Raw genomic sequence first — 16,692 nt, forward strand, 5'->3', positions numbered from 1 at the left:
AAATATAAGGGTTTCACCGAAGTTCACCGTCAATATTGACATTATCGTAATCAAATGTTATAATATATCCTATAAAGTATATAGTTAATTATTCAATTAAAACAGAAAGGTCGTTAAGCGATGCGTCATCATCTGTATAACCCTGATTTCAAGTTCGTCCGCCCCCCGGAGGACTTCGATAAATATACCGACAGAGAGCTTTTGCAGTACTGTCTGGGCGCTACAATGTATATGCCCGGCACCAAGGATTTCACCCCGAAGATACTAAGCGGCGCTATGCCGGGTCTTACAACTGTAGTACTTTGCTTTGAGGACGCCTGCCCAGAGGAAAGCGTTGAAGCCGCCGAACAGAACGTCTACCGCCTGCTGGATACAGTGGCTTTCGCCGAAGAAGAGGGTACACTCTCCCCCGATAATATACCGCTGATATTCGTCCGAACAAGAAACCCCGAACAGTTCAGGCACTTCGCCGCAGGGCTGAACAAGCGCAGGTCAAGGGCGCTGTGCGGTATAAATTTCCCGAAATTCAATGCCGAAAACGGCGAGGAATATTTCGCCTACCTCAAAGAACTAAATGAAAAACTGGACGATGTCCTCTACGGTATGCCCATCATCGAAAGTCCCGAGGTAGCCTATAAAGAAAGCCGTATGACCGAACTTCTGGGCATAAAACAGATACTCGACAAATACCGCGACCTCGTGCTGCAGGTGCGCGTGGGCGGCACGGATTTTTCATCGGTATTCGGCGTAAGGCGCGGCGTTGACCATTCAATATATGATATCCTAACCGTCCGTGAATGCCTGTGCGATATAATCAACGTCTGTGGCAGAAATAATGACTACGTTATCTCGGGTCCTGTCTGGGAATACTTCCGCGCCCCGAAAGAGCTGATGTTCGGCGAACTGCCGACCCATAGTCTCGATGACTGCCTGCTGAAAAGACATACTATAGTAAATAACGAGGTGGACGGACTTCTGCGTGAAGTCATACTTGATAAAGCAAACGGATTCATCGGCAGAACCGTTATACACCCCTCCCACGTCAGATTCGTCAATGCCCTTATGGCTGTCACTAAAGAGGAGTACGACGATGCCTGCATGATACTTGGCAATAAAGCAGGCGGCGTGGTAAAAGGCTCGGGCAGCAATAAGATGAACGAGATACGCCCACATACCAACTGGGCAGTAAAGATATATATGAGAGCCCGTGCCTTCGGGGTCATCGAGAATCAGAGAGCATATGTGAAGCTGTTCTCGGAAGATGGGAAAGGGGATAAATAAAAAAAGCTAACTTCCGAAAAAGGCGCGGCAATAACTTACGGACGTAAAAAGAGCGTGGACTGTTATTTTGTCCACGCTCTTGATTTTGATATTGCCGCGCCATTAGGCGCTTACTTTTCCGTCTCCCATTCAAGACCCTTGGCGCGGGTAAATGCTCTCGTTTCTTTCATTGGCATGGGTTTGCCGAAGAAGAATCCCTGGGCACGTTCACAGCCTGCTTTTTTCAGGAATTCATAGTGATCGAGAGTCTCAACGCCCTCGCACAGGGGCTGCAGGGACATTCCCCTTGCGCCTTCCATTATATAGCTCATGAGAGTTCCCGTCTTGGGATTGCGGTCAAAGCTTCTCAGGAAGATGAGGTCGAGTTTGAGGACATCGAAATCGTACTCGGCTATGGTATTCAGCGAGGAATACCCGCTGCCGAAATCATCCAGCCATATCTGGTAGCCCATATTTCTCATTTTTTCGCACTCGCTCTTTATATAGCCCACATTATCGTTGAGTGCGCTCTCGGTTATCTCAATATCGAGCATATCCCTGGGGACACCGTACTCTGTCCTTGTATTTTCGATTATCCCAAAGATATCGCAGAGCTCAAAATCAAGACGCGAGATATTAAGTGATACGGGAACTACGGGCTCCCCTGCGTCCACAAGATCTTTGTAGTCCATGCACACTTTTTTAACCACGAACCTGTCAACTATATGTATAAGGTGGAACTGTTCCAGCGTTTCGACGAAATCACTGGGCAGAAGCAGACCTATCTTGGGGTCTTCCCAGCGAACGAGGGCTTCATATCCGCATATCTTTCCTGTCTTCACCCTGATGACGGGCTGATAGTACACTTTTATGTACTCTTTCTCGACTGCTTCTTCTATGTGATCTACAACGTACTGCTGTCTGCGCAGACGATCTCTGAGCATTTCATCGTATATGCAGTAGTTGACATCGTGCCTGTTTTTCACGCTGTTGCAGGCAAGTCTTGCGTGGTCGCAGGCAAGACCGACTTCGGGATAGCGGTCATCAAGGAAATATATTCCCGCCTTGACCCTGACCTTTTTATTAAGGTCTTCGGTCAGCAGCATACGCTTATATACTTCTTCCACGCGGGCGATGACTTCTTCCCTGCCAACGGTATCACATACGAAGAAATGGTCATCGGAGAACCTTGCGACAGTTGCGCCCTCAAAGGTATCGCTGATAGTTTTTGCCAGGTCGCACAGCAGTTCATCACCCAGCTTGAAGCCGTGGCGCTCGTTATACAGCTTGAAATTCGGGATATCAAACTGCACAAAGGAAAGAGCCTGCCGCCTGCCGTAGGGTGACTGGAGCATATTTTGTATCTTCTGGTAGAAGAATGACATATTGAACAGCCCTGTCAGCGGGTCGGTATTCTGGTCTGCGGAGAGTATCTCCGCTTCGGCAAAGGAATTTCTGCTGCGGTTGTAATACTCGTTTCTGTCCACATCGACTATGAAAACAAAGTAAAAGCTCCTGCCGTTCTTCCAGTGCAGGATATGCCCGAAATCTTCGATATAACGCACTTCGCCGTCACGGGTAAGTATTCGGTAGCGGACGTAGTCATGGCGTTTTTCGACGAATACGGTCTGCGCCTTGATCTGGTTCTCTATCTTTTGCAGATCATCTGGATGCACCATACCCTTGAATGATCCGCCCACATGGTCAATGAACTCCTCATAGTCATCACAGCCATACAGATGTACTATGTTCTTATCTGCAAATAGTATCTTCTCATCTCCGTCAGCTTCATATATAAAGAACCCGCCGGGCAGTCCCGTAGGTATCATGCCGCCTTCGATCTGATAATATTTCTCTTCCAAACTGATTACCCCTTTCTGCCATACTTTATAAAAAACACAACATCAGCACCAATGCTGATATACATAAATGACATAAGCTTATATGTCCCATACCATAAACATATAATAACAGAAAATTCAAATAAAATCAAGATATTATCAAAAGTTTGTATAATATTTCCACATAAGTTTGTGCAATTTTTTGGCAGCGGGTTCAGGAGATCATAAGGTTCAGTTCGTGATCGGGGTGAGTAGATCCTGTGTAAAAGCGCAGTTATTCAGCTGATACACTTTACAATCATTTAAAAATATGGTATTATTATTTATATCAGATATCCTGCCTCTTTGTTCTTTTTCGAGCTTTTTCATGAGTTAAAGATTATTTTAGAATTGATATGCTATCATATAGACACAGAAAAGGACAGTGCATTCGGTCAGCACTCACACCATACTGTGCAGACCAAGCACAAGACAATAGAAAAGGGGCAATGAATCATGTTTTTCAGAATTTTGAAAAAAGACCTGAAACGTAAAAAGACGATGAATATCATACTTCTGCTGTTCATCATACTCTGTTCGATGTTTGCGGCGGCGAGTGTCAACAACATCATCGCGGTAACAGGCGGTATCGACCATTATTTTGATATGGCAAACGTGCCTGATATCAGTGTTACGCTTAGCAAGAAAAACGATGAGTTTGAAAAGGAACTGAATGAGCTCCCCTCGATAAAGGAGATAAAGACCGAGAAATATTTTGAGATCACAAGCTCAAAGTCATTTATACACAACGGAGTAAGGCTCACAAATTTCATCAATCCAGCAAACCTGTTAGCCGATACCGATATGGCGCTGAACTATTTCGATAAAGACAACAACATCATCGAAAGTGTTGAAAAGGGCACATTCTATGCAACTATCCCCTTCACTGACGATACTGATATCAAGGGCGGCGATGATATTACCGTAAGGCTTGACGGTAAAGAGCTTACTCTAAAGTATATGGGCTATTTCAAGGGAGCATTATTCTCCACAGAACCCTCAGCAAGCCCGATGCTTCTTGTCAATCCTGCGGATTATTCCACACTGAAAGAGTACGGCGCTTCGCAAAGTATGCTCGGTGATGGAAAGAGGCTTTATATAAATACAAGCGACACAGATGCCATAGAGGAACTTGCAGAACAGTATGACAGCGTATATGCTTCAACAAGAGAGCAACACAGGAGCCTTTATCTTTATGATATGCTGACGGCTTATATCATGATGGCTATAAGCATAGTGCTGATGATAACCGCATTCGTTGTGCTGAGGTTTACAATAGGCTTCACCATAGCTGAGGAATTCCGCGAGATAGGTGTTATGAAAGCTGTGGGTATACAGAGCGGCAGCATACGCGGTATGTATATCATAAAATATCTTGCCATATCCGTTGCAGGTGCGCTGATAGGATTTATCTGTTCGATGCCACTGCAGGATATGATGATGAAGACAGTATCCAAAAACATGGTGCTTGGCAGTGAAAACGGCTCGGTAATGGGAGCTGTGAGCTGTGTGGGCGTTGTGACTGTGATACTTATATTCTGCTATATTTGTACACGCAGGGTTAAGAAGCTTTCACCCATCGATGCAGTGCGCAACGGTCAGACAGGTGAACGATTCGGCAGAAGAAGCATGATACATCTTGGCAGTTCAAAGCTGCCCTCAACAGGGTTTATGGCACTCAACGATGTTATGAGTGCGCCTAAGAGGTTCGGGCTGATAACACTGATATTTGCACTTTGTATGCTGATAGTTACGCTGATGTCAAACTTTGCGCTGACACTCAAAAGCGAAAAGATACTGTGGGCATTTACTATCCCCGAAAGTGAAGCGCACATAATGGACGCTGAGATGATCGGAAAACTGTTCGGCGATGATAAAGATGCCTGCAATAAACTGATATCAGATGTGAGCGATACCCTTGAAAAGGAGGGTATACAGGGACAGGTATCTGTATCCGTCGGAAAGAACTGCAAGTCATATTACAAGGACAAAACAGCCGATTTAACCTACTGGGTGAACAAGGGTGAAAATGTCAGCGAACCCCGCATAGATGAGGGCTGTGCGCCAGGCAAATCAGATGAGATAGTGCTGACGGGCTATGCCATGGATGATCTTGGTGCGGGTATCGGCGACCGCATAAAAGCCGATTTCGACGGCGAAGAAAAAGAATTTCTCGTAACGGGAAAGTTCTCCACATTTATGGGCAGCGGTCACACGGCTCTGTTATATAATGATGTAGAGTTTGCTTCTCCCAACAGTGCCAGCGGAATACAGATACATTTTGACGGTTCACCCGACAAGGAGACCATTAATAAAAATATCGACAAGCTGAGAGAGGTATTTGATACCGACAAGATATACAACACATCGGACATGATAAAACAAATGACAGGTATATCGGATACGCTAAACACCATCAAGAAAATGATGATGATACTTACTGCCATAGTTACAGCCATGATAGTTGTGCTTATGGAGAGAAGCTTTATCTCAAAGGAAAAGAGCGAGATAGCGCTGATGAAAGCGGTGGGCGTATCAAGCAGGAGCATAATCGCACAGCACACGCTGAGATTCGTTATGGTCTCGGTGATCGCCTGTATAGTATCTCTGGCGGCGCTTATGCCCATAAGCAATATCATAATGGATTTTGTATGCTCAATGATCGGTGATATCTCGGGTATGAAATGCGACATCGACCCCATAGAGATATTCGTCATCTGCCCCGTAATGCTTATACTTGTAACGACTATCGGCGCTATGCTGACTGCACTTTACACAAGAACTATCAGGGCGAGTGACACAGCTTCCATCGAATAAGGGAGGAAACATAAATGAAAACTGTTTTGCAGGCGAAAGGTCTTTGCAAGACTTACATAGTGAACAAGCGACAGAACAATGTACTGAAAAATATCGACCTCACCATTGAAGAGGGGGAGATGGTGGCAGTGATGGGTCCGTCGGGCTCGGGAAAAAGCACACTGCTCTACTGCCTTTCGGGCATGGACAGGGTAACTGCGGGCAAGGTGGATTTCTGCGGAAAAGAGATGACCGAGCTGAACGAAAAGGAACTGGCTTCCCTGAGACTTGACGAGATGGGATTCATATTCCAGCAGATGTACATGATGAAAAATCTTTCGGTGCTGGATAATATAATCCTGCCTGCGGTAAAATCCAAAAAGAACACCGAGAGCCGCAAACAGACCGAAGAACGCGGACGAGCACTTATGCGCAAGCTGGGCATCGACGATATCGGGAACAACGATATCAACGAAGTATCGGGCGGACAATTGCAGAGAGCCTGCATTTGCAGGAGCATGATAAATTCTCCGAAAATGATATTCGCCGACGAGCCCACAGGCGCTCTCAACCGCGCGACCTCGGATGAAGTTATGGACGAACTGACCAAGCTAAACAGCGAGGGCACCACAGTTATGTGCGTCACCCATGACCCGAAAGTCGCCGCAAAGTGCAGCAGAGTCCTCTACATAGTAGACGGCGGTATCGTAGGCGAAAAAATGCTCGGCAAGCTGGGCGACAGCAAGGAAACTCTGCGGGACAGAGAAAGAGACCTGAACAACTGGCTGATGGAACAAGGCTGGTAAAAAAATCCCCCGCCGCCTATTGCTGTTAATGGTATATTATCCTACGAACTGTGTGGTTTATTGAGGAAGACCCTTTTGAAAAAGGGTCCTCCTCAAACTCCTCCCCGAAAACTTTTAACTCTTTTGGGCAGGGGGCAGGCATCTTTATAAAGTGCACCTAGTACGGTCACTAACTGTACTTTATAGAAATAGCTGCCCCCTGCCAAAAAGAAATGAAAGTCTTTGGAAAGGGGTCTGGGGAATAACCTTTCTTCAGAAAGGTTTTCCCCAGTAAGTCGCGCAGTACGTAAGATGACCTGCCATTAACAGCAATGGGCGGGGGATATTATGCTTTAGGGGTGATATTATGACTGATATACTTATAGTTGAAGATGACAGGGAGTTAGCTTCGCTTTTGACAGATTTTCTGCGGGCTGAGGGATATACTGTATCGGCGGTGGACAGCGGTGACAGGGCAATACAGCTGTTTGAGAGGTATGGTGCGAAGCTCGTGGTGCTGGACATAAATCTGCCTGATGTGAACGGGTTTGCGGTGTGTTCAAAGCTTCGGGAGCAGGCGGACACGCCGATACTGATAGTCAGCTGCCGCACGGACAAAGATGACAAGCTTATCGGCTTTGACCTTGGGGCGGACGATTACATCGAGAAGCCCTACGATATAGATATACTGCTTGCAAAGATCAAAGGCATATTCAAGCGTAGATATCAGGTGGATATACTCTGCGCGGACGGAGTGACCCTGAACCTTGCTGACCGCACTGCGGAGATAGACGGCGAAAAGACCGAGCTCACGGTAAAAGAATTCGACCTGCTGACACTGCTGGTGCAGAACAAGGACAAGGTCATGAAAAAGGAGTATCTCTTCAACAGCGTGTGGGGCAGTGACAGCGATTCAGAGATGCAGACGCTCCATGTGCATATCAACCGCCTGCGGCAGAAACTTGGGGACGACCCGAAAAATGCAAAACGCCTGCTGACGGTGTGGGGCGTGGGGTATAAGTTCGTATGAGCACCTTCAAGAAACTCTTCATCGCTGTAACTGCGCTGTTCATATTACTCACGGTGATATTGAATATGGCGCTGATAAGGCAGGCTGATTCTCCCACAGGTATTTACCGCGTGGAAGCTAAGCGCCTGGCGGATGATATCGAGGAAAGGGGCAGTTATGACCTCGGCGATTACCCTCACCTTACGGGAGTTTTCACCGAAGATGACGGCGACCTTTATATTTCGGACGAGCAGTATGTCATCATCGAGGCGGCTGGCAAGCTTTACCGCGTGGAGTATAATACCTCAGATCACAGATCGTGGCTGCTGCTGATAAACGGCGCGCTGGCTGTGGTACTGTTGATGCTGTTCGTACTGTTTAGGTATATCCGCAGGAATATTATCCTGCCTTTCGGTAGGCTGAACGATGTTCCGCAGGAGTTGGCGAGGGGAAATCTCGCGGTGCCGATACCCGAGGAGAAAAGCAGATTTTTCGGAAAATTCACCTGGGGCGTGAATATGCTTAGGGAAAGCATCGAGGAGAACCGAACCAAGGAGATATCCATGCAGAGGGATAAAAAGCTTCTGCTGCTGTCACTTTCCCACGATATCAAAACTCCCCTTTCTGCCATAAAACTGAACGCCAAGGCACTGGCGAAAGGTCTTTACAAGGATGAACAGAAACAGCGTGAAGCGGCTGAAAGCATCAACGCCCGCGCCGATGAGATAGAGGGATTCGTCAGCAGGATAACCAAAGCTTCCAGCGAAGATTTCATGGATTTCGAGGTACATATGGGTGAGGAATTCCTCAGCGTGATACTTTCTCGTATAAACGAAAGGTATGCACCTCAGCTGAATATCAGCAGTACCGAATTCGTGATAGACGATTACGATGATTGTATCCTCAGCTGTGACGGCGACAGGCTGGCGGAATGTTTGCAGAACCTCATTGAGAACGCCATAAAATACGGTGACGGCAGGCTTATCGAGATATGCTTTGATACCATGGACGGCTGTAAACTCATCACGGTGAAGAACACAGGCTGTACCCTTGAAGCAAAGGAACTTCCCCAGATATTTGAAAGCTTCCACCGCGGCAGCAACGCCGAAAAAGCCAAGGGCAGCGGACTGGGACTTTTCATCTGCCGCAAGCTGATAACGCTTATGGGCGGCGAGGTATATGCGGATATCAAGGACGAATGCTTCCTTGTGACGCTGGTGGTCAGGCTTGCATAAAAATAATCGAGACAGGAGAAAATATCATGATTGAAGATTTTGTAAAAGTAAAAGACGTAGACAAAGAGACCATAGAGAAGTACCGCGGCAAACTGCCCGATGAATATCTGGAGATATGGCAGGAACATGGCTACTGCACATTCTATAACGGCTATCTGAAGATAATTGACCCCGAAGAATACCAGGCGCTGATTGAAAGATCCTATTTTATGGGGAACGTTTCGATACCTATAATGGCTACAGCTTTCGGTGATATTTTAACATGGGAGAAAGACAATTATGTAGGCATCGTCAAATACAGATACGGTGACAATGATATTATAGAATCGGGCTTCAAGTACTTTATGATGGATCTTGAGTTCGGTGAACTTGATGAAGAATTTTTCACTATCGAACAATACGATGAAGCAGTAGAAAAATACGGCGAACTTGAATATGACGAATGTTTCGGGTATGTTCCTCTGCTTGCACTGGGCGGAAATGAATCTGTAAACAACCTGAAAAAAGTGAAGATGAAAGAACATATAGCACTCATCTATAACATGGTCGGTGAGATATAAGATATCTGCCGATGTCAGCAAGAAAAAAATCTGAGGGAGATCCTTGTCAAAAGGGTCTCCCTCGATTTTACATATAGTTTGTATCAGTGGAAAGATAAAACTTTGTCGTAGTCGTAGCCGCGGTCTGGGGTGAAAGTGCGTGGGGTGATTTCAAAATATACCACGCCGTTTCTTTTGGCAGTCAGGGAGATATCTGCACTTCCCTGTTCTGCGCTTATCACATCACTGCCGAAAAGGGGCTTTGCGGAAGCGCGGAGAAGTTCGGTCTGGGCTTTGGTGAGATATGGGGGTTCGCCCATATCGTGCCAGAGTTTAAGGGGATTGCAGGTATCCTCGTCAACCGTCTTGGTGATGAGAGTATATTCGCCATCTGCGGAGAATGTGAATGTGCGGGTGAAGTCTTCGCTGTCGATATTCCACAAAATGCCTGCGAAACCTTTGTCGGACTTAACGATGACTGCGGTATCATCGCGGAATATGCATTCGGTGCCGAATTCTTTCAGCTTTTTGAAGAACGCAAAGGTGTAGAAAGTGGGCTTGGGGATACAGCCGTTTGCCACCAGACCAAATCCGCCGTGGAAAGGTGTGAAAGGCACGCCCTGCTCTTCAAAAACATCACCGAATGTCCAGTAGGAATAGGAAGTATTCATATCACCCAGATGGGAGAGCTGACCTGCGAGATACGCCGCATTCAGGTTGGTATCGTGGATAACGCCCTTGGGAGTGTATGAAGTACTGAACTCGGTTATGTGTATGGGCAGACCCTTGAACTCGTCAAAGCTTTCAACAATATCGCGGGTAGTCTGCAAGTTGGAAAGCCTTTCCTCGGGATCCTGAAGAGTTGAATAATCGTAGTGACCTATGCGCTCGGGGAATTCAACGGTGTAGTGGTGGCGGGTGACAGCATCGGGCTTGATGCCGTTATCGCGGCAGAATTCAAGAAATTTCCTTATCCATTCTTCGTCATTTACGCCGCATATTGCGGGTCCGCCCACCTGAAAACGCTCGTCGTAAGCCTTGATGGCGGTGAAAGTTTCCTTGAAGAGCCTGAAATACTCTTCCATGTCAGCCTTGTACCAGAATCCCGGAAGATTGGGCTCGTTCCAGACTTCGATATTCCAGCCCAGAACTTCCTCGCCATAGCGGGTGCGGAGATGTTTCAGCAGTGCGATGACCATATCTGTCCACTGCTTGTAATCCTTGGGCGGAGTGGTGTTGCCTTTCCAGTAAAAGACGGTCTGGGTGCCGCTCGCCATTTTATCGGGCATGAAGCCAAGCTCCAAAAACGGACGTATGCCCAGTTCGATATAGCTGTCAAAAATGCGGTCGATGTAGGTGTAGTTGTATTCTACCTTTGTAACGCCGTCTTCCTCGTACTCCTGATATATAGCCACATCATCACAGAACAGACCATGTCCGCGGATATTTTTGAAGCCTATCTCCTGCTGAACGAGTTTCAGCTGTTCAAGATATTCAGCAGTAAGCGCCAGACCAAGTCTGCCTGTTCCGACACAATAATCGACATTGTTGTTGAAAGGTACATTGTTATTTATATCAATAACTGTTTTTGCCATTGGGTATTCCTCCTAAAAAGACACCGCCTGCGCCCGCAGACGGTGTCTTTAAACATAATATTATTCCTTTACGCCGCCGATGGTAAGACCAGCAACGAAGTATCTCTGTAAGAAAGGATACAGGATAACGATAGGAAGTGCTGTGACAACAGTAGCAGCCGCTCTTACAGTGGTAGGTGTTATTGATGCGCTGGCGTTCTTCATGGTATCGGCATTTGTATGCTGGTTTGTAACAGAGCTCAGTGTCTTCATAAGCTCATACTGAAGAGTTGACAGATCACTATCCATTCTGTTATACAGCATAGCATCGAACCAGGAGTTCCACTGACCAACTGCGGTGAACAGTGCAACTGTTGCAACAACGGGCATACACAGGGGGAAGATTATCTTAATGAAGATAGTCATGTGACCTGCGCCGTCCATCATAGCAGACTCAGCAAGGCTGTCAGGCAGTCCGTTCATGTAAGTACGCAGTACCAGCATACTAAAAGCGGGAACCATGCCGGGCAGGATGTATACCATAAAGCTGTTGGTCATGCCCAGTGCCTTATAAACCAGGAATATGGGGATAAGACCGCCTGAAACGTACATTGTTACAACGTACAGCAGGGAGAGCTGCTTTTTGAACAGGAACTCCTTACGGCTGAGTACATAAGCCAGTAGTGCGGTCACAATTGTAGAGGTAACAGTACCGATAACAGTTCTGAGTACGCTTATCTTTGCTGCAGTGAGCATATTCTGCTGTGAAAGAACTGTATGATAGTTCTTAGTTGTGAACACTCTGGGGAACAGTGTGATGCCGCCCTTCAGTGCATCAAGACCATCATTGAAGGATACTGCTACCATATTCAGCAGAGGATACATGATAACTATTGTAAATATTATCATGAAAACCGTATTGAATGCATCGAATATATTATCGCCCTTTGTACGGCGGCTGACGATGCTGTGCTTGGTTTTTGAACCGACGTCCTTTGCATCGCGCTTGGGCTTTTCTGCCTGCGGGATAGGTGCGGGCGGAGTAGAAACGATCTTTTTAGTTAATTCTGCCATTTTGCGCCCTCCTTAATACAGACTTTCTTCGCCCATTGCCTTGGCTGATGTGTTAGCTATGAATACGAGTATGATACTTACAACGCTCTTGAATATACCTGCTGCGACACCGAGAGAGTAGTTACTCTTACTGATACCGTAGTTCAGTACATAGATATCGATAGTTTCAGCTACAGACTTTACAAGGTCGTTGCCCAGCAGATACTGGAGCTCGAAACCAACGTTCAGTACGTTGCCGACATTCATTATCAGAAGGATAAGGATAGTAGGCTTCAGACCCGGGAGTGTGATGTGCCAGATACGGCTCAGTCTGCCTGCGCCGTCTATGGAAGCCGCTTCGTAAAGATCAGGGTTGATGGATGTTATTGCCGCCAGATAGATGATGGAATCCCATCCTGTTTCTTTCCATCTGTTTGCAAAGCCGACTATCCACCAGAAGTATTTCGATTCAGCCAGCCACTGTATAGGTTTATCGATCACACCTATACCAATAAGAAAATTGTTCAGCATACCGTTCTCCATGGAGAGGACATCGAATACGATACCTGTCAGTATTATCATGGAGAGGAAGTGAGGCAGATAGGAAATCGTCTGGACAAATTTTTTGCCTATATTGAATCTGAACTCACTGAGCAGTATAGCGAACACTATCGGACATATAGTACCGAGTACCAGGTTTATGACACCCATTGCCAGGGTATTTCTTACGCAGTAAAGGAATTCATTGCCTCTGAACAGTAACTTGAAGTTTTCAATTCCTATAAACTGAGAATGGATGAAACCATCTCTTGGCTTATACTTCTGAAATGCCATTATCCAGCCGAAAAGCGGGGCATAGTTAAATACAAGTACATACAGTACAAAGGGTAAGGACAACAAAAGCAGAGATTTCTGATTTCTCAGCTTTTTAGCGAAGTCCGGGTCTTTAAACATTTTTTCGCACCTCCGAGATGTGGACATCCCCTGCGCCCCGCCCTCGGGCATCAGGCTGCAAGAGGTTAGAAAAAGCGTCCGAACTTCGAACCCCTTTTCTAACCTCTGACATCTTATACAGACATCAGGGGATAGAAATATAATTGCTTATCATTATTATTCAGAAGATATCCCGCACAAGTCCCCGACCAGCGGGGACTTGATGCAGCATATAAATTTCGTAAAAGGATCAGTCACCGACTGTCAGAAGATAATTACTTACCTGCTGCTACGTCGATTCTTCTCTGGATCTCCTTGTTGAATGCGGGCAGCAGAGTGCCGTCAACATCGCATCTCTTCTTGTATTCGCTCAGATACTTATCCCAAGCGGCATCGAAATCTTCAGCGATACAAACCTGAGGCAGATACTCATGCTTAACAGTTGACATTTCTGTCCAAACCATACCCTCATCGGTCTCGGTTGTCAGAGCGTTGGAGTAAGACCACATGGGGAACCATGCCTCGTTTTCGGGAGCCTCGTTCAGCATCTCAACGTAGGTCTTAACGCCGTAAGCGTCGAAGCACTCCTTGATCTCATCGTTCAGTGACTCATAGAACTCAGCAGCCTGGTGGTTAGCGTCACAGCCGTTGACACCGTCGTGATCCATACCGTTGGAGTAGTTGGGGAAGTAAGCGTAAGGACACAGGTTAGCATTGATGTAAGTCTGATCGTTAGCATTGTTTCTCATCTCATCGGTACGAGTGAATATGCCGTTCTCGTCCTTGTTGTAGTTAACGCCTTCGATACCCCAGTTTCTCAGAGTGAGGATCTCGGGTTTAAGAAGGTCGTTCATGAACTGCATAGCGCCCTCGATATCCTTACAGGATTTGGTGATACCGATACCATTGGAAACGTCCAGAGCAGGATTGGTGTGCCAGTGCTCCTCAACGCCCTTGTCAATAGTGATACCAACAGGTACATATGTGCAGTCATCAAGTTTGCCGTTAGCCTTTATAGCCAGCTCAGCATCGTTGAAATCCCAGTGCTGGTCAACCATACCGCAAACTCTGCCGGTGGAGAGCTTGGAGATGTAAGCGTCATACTTCATTGTGAAGGTCTCGGGGTCAACGATACCCTTCTTGTACTCTTCGTTCAGCTTTTTGAAGTATCTCTTAGCTGTATCAGTGGTGTTGTAGTCGATAGCCTGATGAGTTTCTCTGTCAACTATGCAGCAGCCGTCGTTCGGATAACCGTCAAGGAAGAAGGGAGCATTCTCAAGGCAGAAGTATCTCCAGTCATCGCAGAGTATCTCATAGCCGATATTGGGAGTACCGTCTTCCATGGTAGGATTAGCTTCAATGTATCTTTCGATAAGATCGAAGTACTCGTCGAGGGTCTCGATCTTAGGATAATTTGCCCACTTCAGAACTCTTGTCTGGATCCAGAAAGCTTCGTCATTGTGTACGCAGGTTGTATCGTGATCCCAGGTCTTGCCGAACTGAGGAATGATGTAAACGTGACCGTCTTCAGCTCTGATAGAGTTCCACTCAGCCTCGGTGTAGAAGTTCTTTATGTTGGGATAATCGTCCCAGTAGTCATCGATAGCGATGAATGCACCTGCATCGACCATGCTCTTCATACCGGAAGAAGCATCTACGAAGTCAGGATACTCGTCGCCTGCGATCATAACGCCGATAGCTTCTTCAGCGGTCTGACCGGTCAGCCATTCCATCTCGCACTTAGCGCCGATCTTTTCAGCGATCTTGTCCTGTACAACATTTCCGTCATCGACCTTGTTGCCGGGAACTGCGAAGAAAGCTGAGAATACCTTTACTTCAACTTCTTTACCGTCCTCAGTCTTGACTGTATCAGTCTTCTGCTTGCCCTTGTTGGTGTTGCCGCAGGCTGACATACCAAGTATCATTGCTATGGCCATCAGACCGGCAGCTGCTCTCTTGAGTCTTCTCATAATTAACAACCTCCAAAAAACGTTTATTTTAGCTTTGCACATAATAGCTAAATTTTGTTTTGTTTTCGCTAAGATTATTATAGCAAATAAATCTGCTTTTGTGAATAGTTATCAGGAAACTAAGCAATAATTGCAAATATATTTTAGCAAATCAGCAAAATATGTTTAATCCGACAACAAACTCATTTGTACATAGCAAAAATTGTATCGAAGAGCGCAATTTTTGAGTTGTAAATAATTGCGCAATATAGTAATATATAAAGATTTAAATTGACGCAGTCAAATTTCAATACAAATCCATGTCAAAACGCACAAATTTGTACGCATCTTTAAACATCGATTCAAGTCAAATTGTCTGTTTGATGACTTAATTTATTTGCGTCAGTTTAGATTGACAACAGAGCTTATATGTGGTATAATTTAAACAGGAAGTAAACTGCTCTTTAACAAATATATAAAACTGCGCAAACCTATTACTAAACTGTTTACGTTCCCGAATTTAAGGAGAAGCTATGGCTACATATGTAATGAGCGATCTGCACGGTGAATATGACAAATACTGTGAAATGCTTAAAAAGATAGATTTCAATCCCGAAGATACTCTGTTCATTCTCGGCGATGTAGTGGACAGGGGTCCGAAGCCTGTTGACATACTTCTTGATATGATGAAGCGTCCGAATGTCTACCCGTTGATGGGCAATCACGACCTGCTGGCGCTGGACGTTCTTAAAAAGCTGAATATCGAGATAAATGAGGACAACTTTACCCAGAATCTGGATGCAGGCACGATGAATGAGCTTATCGACTGGCTGAAGGACGGCGGACAGACCACGCTAATGCAGTTCCGCAGTCTCACCAACGAGGAAAAGGCTGATGTACTTGACTATATGGACGACTTCCGGCTGTGCGAATTCGCTGAAGCAGGGGGCAAGACATTTGTTATGGTACACGCTGGTCTGGGGAATTTCAAAAAAGGAAAAAAGCTTCGTGATTACACTCTCAAGGAGCTTCTGATGGACAGACACGACCCTGAGATAGACTGCTTCGGCGAGGACGATATCTACGTTGTGGCAGGACATACGCCAACCATGATATATACGGGAAAAGCGGAGATTTACCATAAAAATCACAACATCTTCATCGACTGCGGTGCCTGCATGGGCGGACGGCTTGCCTGCCTTTGTCTGGACACAATGGAAGAATTTTACGTCTGAATATTTTTACGCGGAGCGTGGCAGAGGAATCTGCCGTGCTCCTTTATTTTTTCCGCCGCGACCTCATCACAGCCATCCGGAATGTAGGCATATACACCGTTCAGGATGTAAAGTTCTCCGCCGTTATCGCCGTATTTCAGGCGATTATAAGCTTTTTGGGGGTCACCATAAAACTCAGCAGGCAGGCGCAGAGTCAGCTCGATACGCACCCCATCACCGCGGTTTATCACCCTTATATCACCGCTTATCTCAGCATCAAATCTGGTCATCAGCTGTGCCCTGAGCGCCGCTAGAAATATCTTTGCGGAAATGTCACGGGCTTTCAGGGAATCAAAGTCAAGACCAAGCTCGGAAAACTCGGCATTATCAACGCGAACTGTCACACGCGGACCACTGCGTTCTATCTCCATAAACTCACCCCTATGCATACTATGCCGCGGCTGA

Annotated in this window: 13 protein-coding genes; 7 read left to right on the forward strand and 6 right to left on the reverse strand. The window is 46.2% G+C overall.

Features of this window, described 5'->3' with window-relative positions; all coding sequences use genetic code 11:
- Positions 1-120: 120 nt before the first annotated feature.
- Positions 121-1,281 carry an HpcH/HpaI aldolase/citrate lyase family protein gene (locus tag BMY75_RS09600; RefSeq protein ID WP_074833153.1) on the forward strand — a complete coding sequence of 387 codons (1,161 nt, stop codon included), beginning with the start codon at positions 121-123 and terminating at the stop codon, positions 1,279-1,281.
- Positions 1,282-1,391: 110 nt separating this feature from the next.
- Here BMY75_RS09600 and BMY75_RS09605 read toward each other — a convergent pair whose 3' ends face one another.
- A complete protein-coding gene (locus tag BMY75_RS09605; RefSeq protein WP_074833156.1) occupies positions 1,392-3,122 on the reverse strand; it encodes a GGDEF and EAL domain-containing protein in 1,731 nt (576 codons plus the stop codon).
- A 474-nt stretch (positions 3,123-3,596) separates the two neighbouring features.
- Between BMY75_RS09605 and BMY75_RS09610 the strand changes: the two genes are divergently transcribed.
- From BMY75_RS09610 to BMY75_RS09630, 5 genes are all read left to right on the forward strand, one after another.
- Positions 3,597-5,957 carry an ABC transporter permease gene (locus tag BMY75_RS09610; protein ID WP_074833158.1) on the forward strand — a complete coding sequence of 787 codons (2,361 nt, stop codon included), beginning with the start codon at positions 3,597-3,599 and terminating at the stop codon, positions 5,955-5,957.
- Between the two features lie 14 nt (positions 5,958-5,971).
- Entirely contained in the window at positions 5,972-6,742 is a 771-nt protein-coding gene (locus BMY75_RS09615) for an ABC transporter ATP-binding protein (protein WP_074833161.1), read from the forward strand.
- 346 nt (positions 6,743-7,088) lie between these two features.
- On the forward strand, positions 7,089-7,751 hold the full coding sequence (locus BMY75_RS09620; protein ID WP_074833164.1) for a response regulator transcription factor: 663 nt from the start codon (positions 7,089-7,091) through the stop codon (positions 7,749-7,751).
- On the forward strand, positions 7,748-8,965 hold the full coding sequence (locus BMY75_RS09625) for a HAMP domain-containing sensor histidine kinase (protein ID WP_074833166.1): 1,218 nt from the start codon (positions 7,748-7,750) through the stop codon (positions 8,963-8,965). Before BMY75_RS09620 ends, BMY75_RS09625 begins: the two co-directional genes overlap by 4 nt.
- A 26-nt stretch (positions 8,966-8,991) precedes the next feature.
- Entirely contained in the window at positions 8,992-9,525 is a 534-nt protein-coding gene (locus tag BMY75_RS09630; RefSeq protein WP_074833168.1) for a T6SS immunity protein Tdi1 domain-containing protein, read from the forward strand.
- An 83-nt stretch (positions 9,526-9,608) separates the two neighbouring features.
- Here BMY75_RS09630 and BMY75_RS09635 read toward each other — a convergent pair whose 3' ends face one another.
- The 4 genes from BMY75_RS09635 to BMY75_RS09650 form a co-directional block, all read right to left on the reverse strand.
- Positions 9,609-11,099, reverse strand: coding sequence for a GH39 family glycosyl hydrolase (locus BMY75_RS09635; protein WP_074833170.1), 1,491 nt, complete (start codon positions 11,097-11,099; stop codon positions 9,609-9,611).
- 60 nt (positions 11,100-11,159) lie between these two features.
- Positions 11,160-12,152 (reverse strand): carbohydrate ABC transporter permease, encoded by a 993-nt coding sequence (locus BMY75_RS09640; RefSeq protein WP_170844280.1) that lies wholly within the window; start codon positions 12,150-12,152, stop codon positions 11,160-11,162.
- 12 nt (positions 12,153-12,164) lie between these two features.
- Positions 12,165-13,085, reverse strand: coding sequence for an ABC transporter permease (locus tag BMY75_RS09645; protein WP_074833172.1), 921 nt, complete (start codon positions 13,083-13,085; stop codon positions 12,165-12,167).
- Between the two features lie 254 nt (positions 13,086-13,339).
- The gene (locus BMY75_RS09650; RefSeq protein WP_074833175.1) at positions 13,340-15,034 is read right to left on the reverse strand and encodes an extracellular solute-binding protein; all 1,695 of its coding nucleotides are present in this window, start codon (positions 15,032-15,034) and stop codon (positions 13,340-13,342) included.
- Between the two features lie 512 nt (positions 15,035-15,546).
- Between BMY75_RS09650 and BMY75_RS09655 the strand changes: the two genes are divergently transcribed.
- Positions 15,547-16,248, forward strand: coding sequence for a metallophosphoesterase (locus BMY75_RS09655; protein ID WP_074833177.1), 702 nt, complete (start codon positions 15,547-15,549; stop codon positions 16,246-16,248).
- Here BMY75_RS09655 and BMY75_RS09660 read toward each other — a convergent pair.
- On the reverse strand, positions 16,239-16,658 hold the full coding sequence (locus tag BMY75_RS09660; RefSeq protein ID WP_074833179.1) for a hypothetical protein: 420 nt from the start codon (positions 16,656-16,658) through the stop codon (positions 16,239-16,241). The two genes, BMY75_RS09655 and BMY75_RS09660, sit on opposite strands and share 10 nt — an antisense overlap.
- Positions 16,659-16,692 lie beyond the last annotated feature (34 nt).

Source organism: Hominimerdicola alba (assembly GCF_900109655.1).
Classification (GTDB): Bacteria; Bacillota; Clostridia; order Oscillospirales; family Ruminococcaceae; genus Hominimerdicola; species Hominimerdicola alba_B.

Coding starts and splice junctions, on each gene's coding strand:
- BMY75_RS09650 (WP_074833175.1), bottom strand. CDS start 15,034: ATGAGAAGACTCAAGAGAGCAGCTGCCGGTCTGATGGCCATAGCAATG.
- BMY75_RS09655 (WP_074833177.1), top strand. CDS start 15,547: ATGGCTACATATGTAATGAGCGATCTGCACGGTGAATATGACAAATAC.
- BMY75_RS09610 (WP_074833158.1), top strand. CDS start 3,597: ATGTTTTTCAGAATTTTGAAAAAAGACCTGAAACGTAAAAAGACGATG.
- BMY75_RS09645 (WP_074833172.1), bottom strand. CDS start 13,085: ATGTTTAAAGACCCGGACTTCGCTAAAAAGCTGAGAAATCAGAAATCT.
- BMY75_RS09630 (WP_074833168.1), top strand. CDS start 8,992: ATGATTGAAGATTTTGTAAAAGTAAAAGACGTAGACAAAGAGACCATA.
- BMY75_RS09640 (WP_170844280.1), bottom strand. CDS start 12,152: ATGGCAGAATTAACTAAAAAGATCGTTTCTACTCCGCCCGCACCTATC.
- BMY75_RS09625 (WP_074833166.1), top strand. CDS start 7,748: ATGAGCACCTTCAAGAAACTCTTCATCGCTGTAACTGCGCTGTTCATA.
- BMY75_RS09600 (WP_074833153.1), top strand. CDS start 121: ATGCGTCATCATCTGTATAACCCTGATTTCAAGTTCGTCCGCCCCCCG.
- BMY75_RS09635 (WP_074833170.1), bottom strand. CDS start 11,099: ATGGCAAAAACAGTTATTGATATAAATAACAATGTACCTTTCAACAAC.
- BMY75_RS09615 (WP_074833161.1), top strand. CDS start 5,972: ATGAAAACTGTTTTGCAGGCGAAAGGTCTTTGCAAGACTTACATAGTG.
- BMY75_RS09660 (WP_074833179.1), bottom strand. CDS start 16,658: ATGGAGATAGAACGCAGTGGTCCGCGTGTGACAGTTCGCGTTGATAAT.
- BMY75_RS09620 (WP_074833164.1), top strand. CDS start 7,089: ATGACTGATATACTTATAGTTGAAGATGACAGGGAGTTAGCTTCGCTT.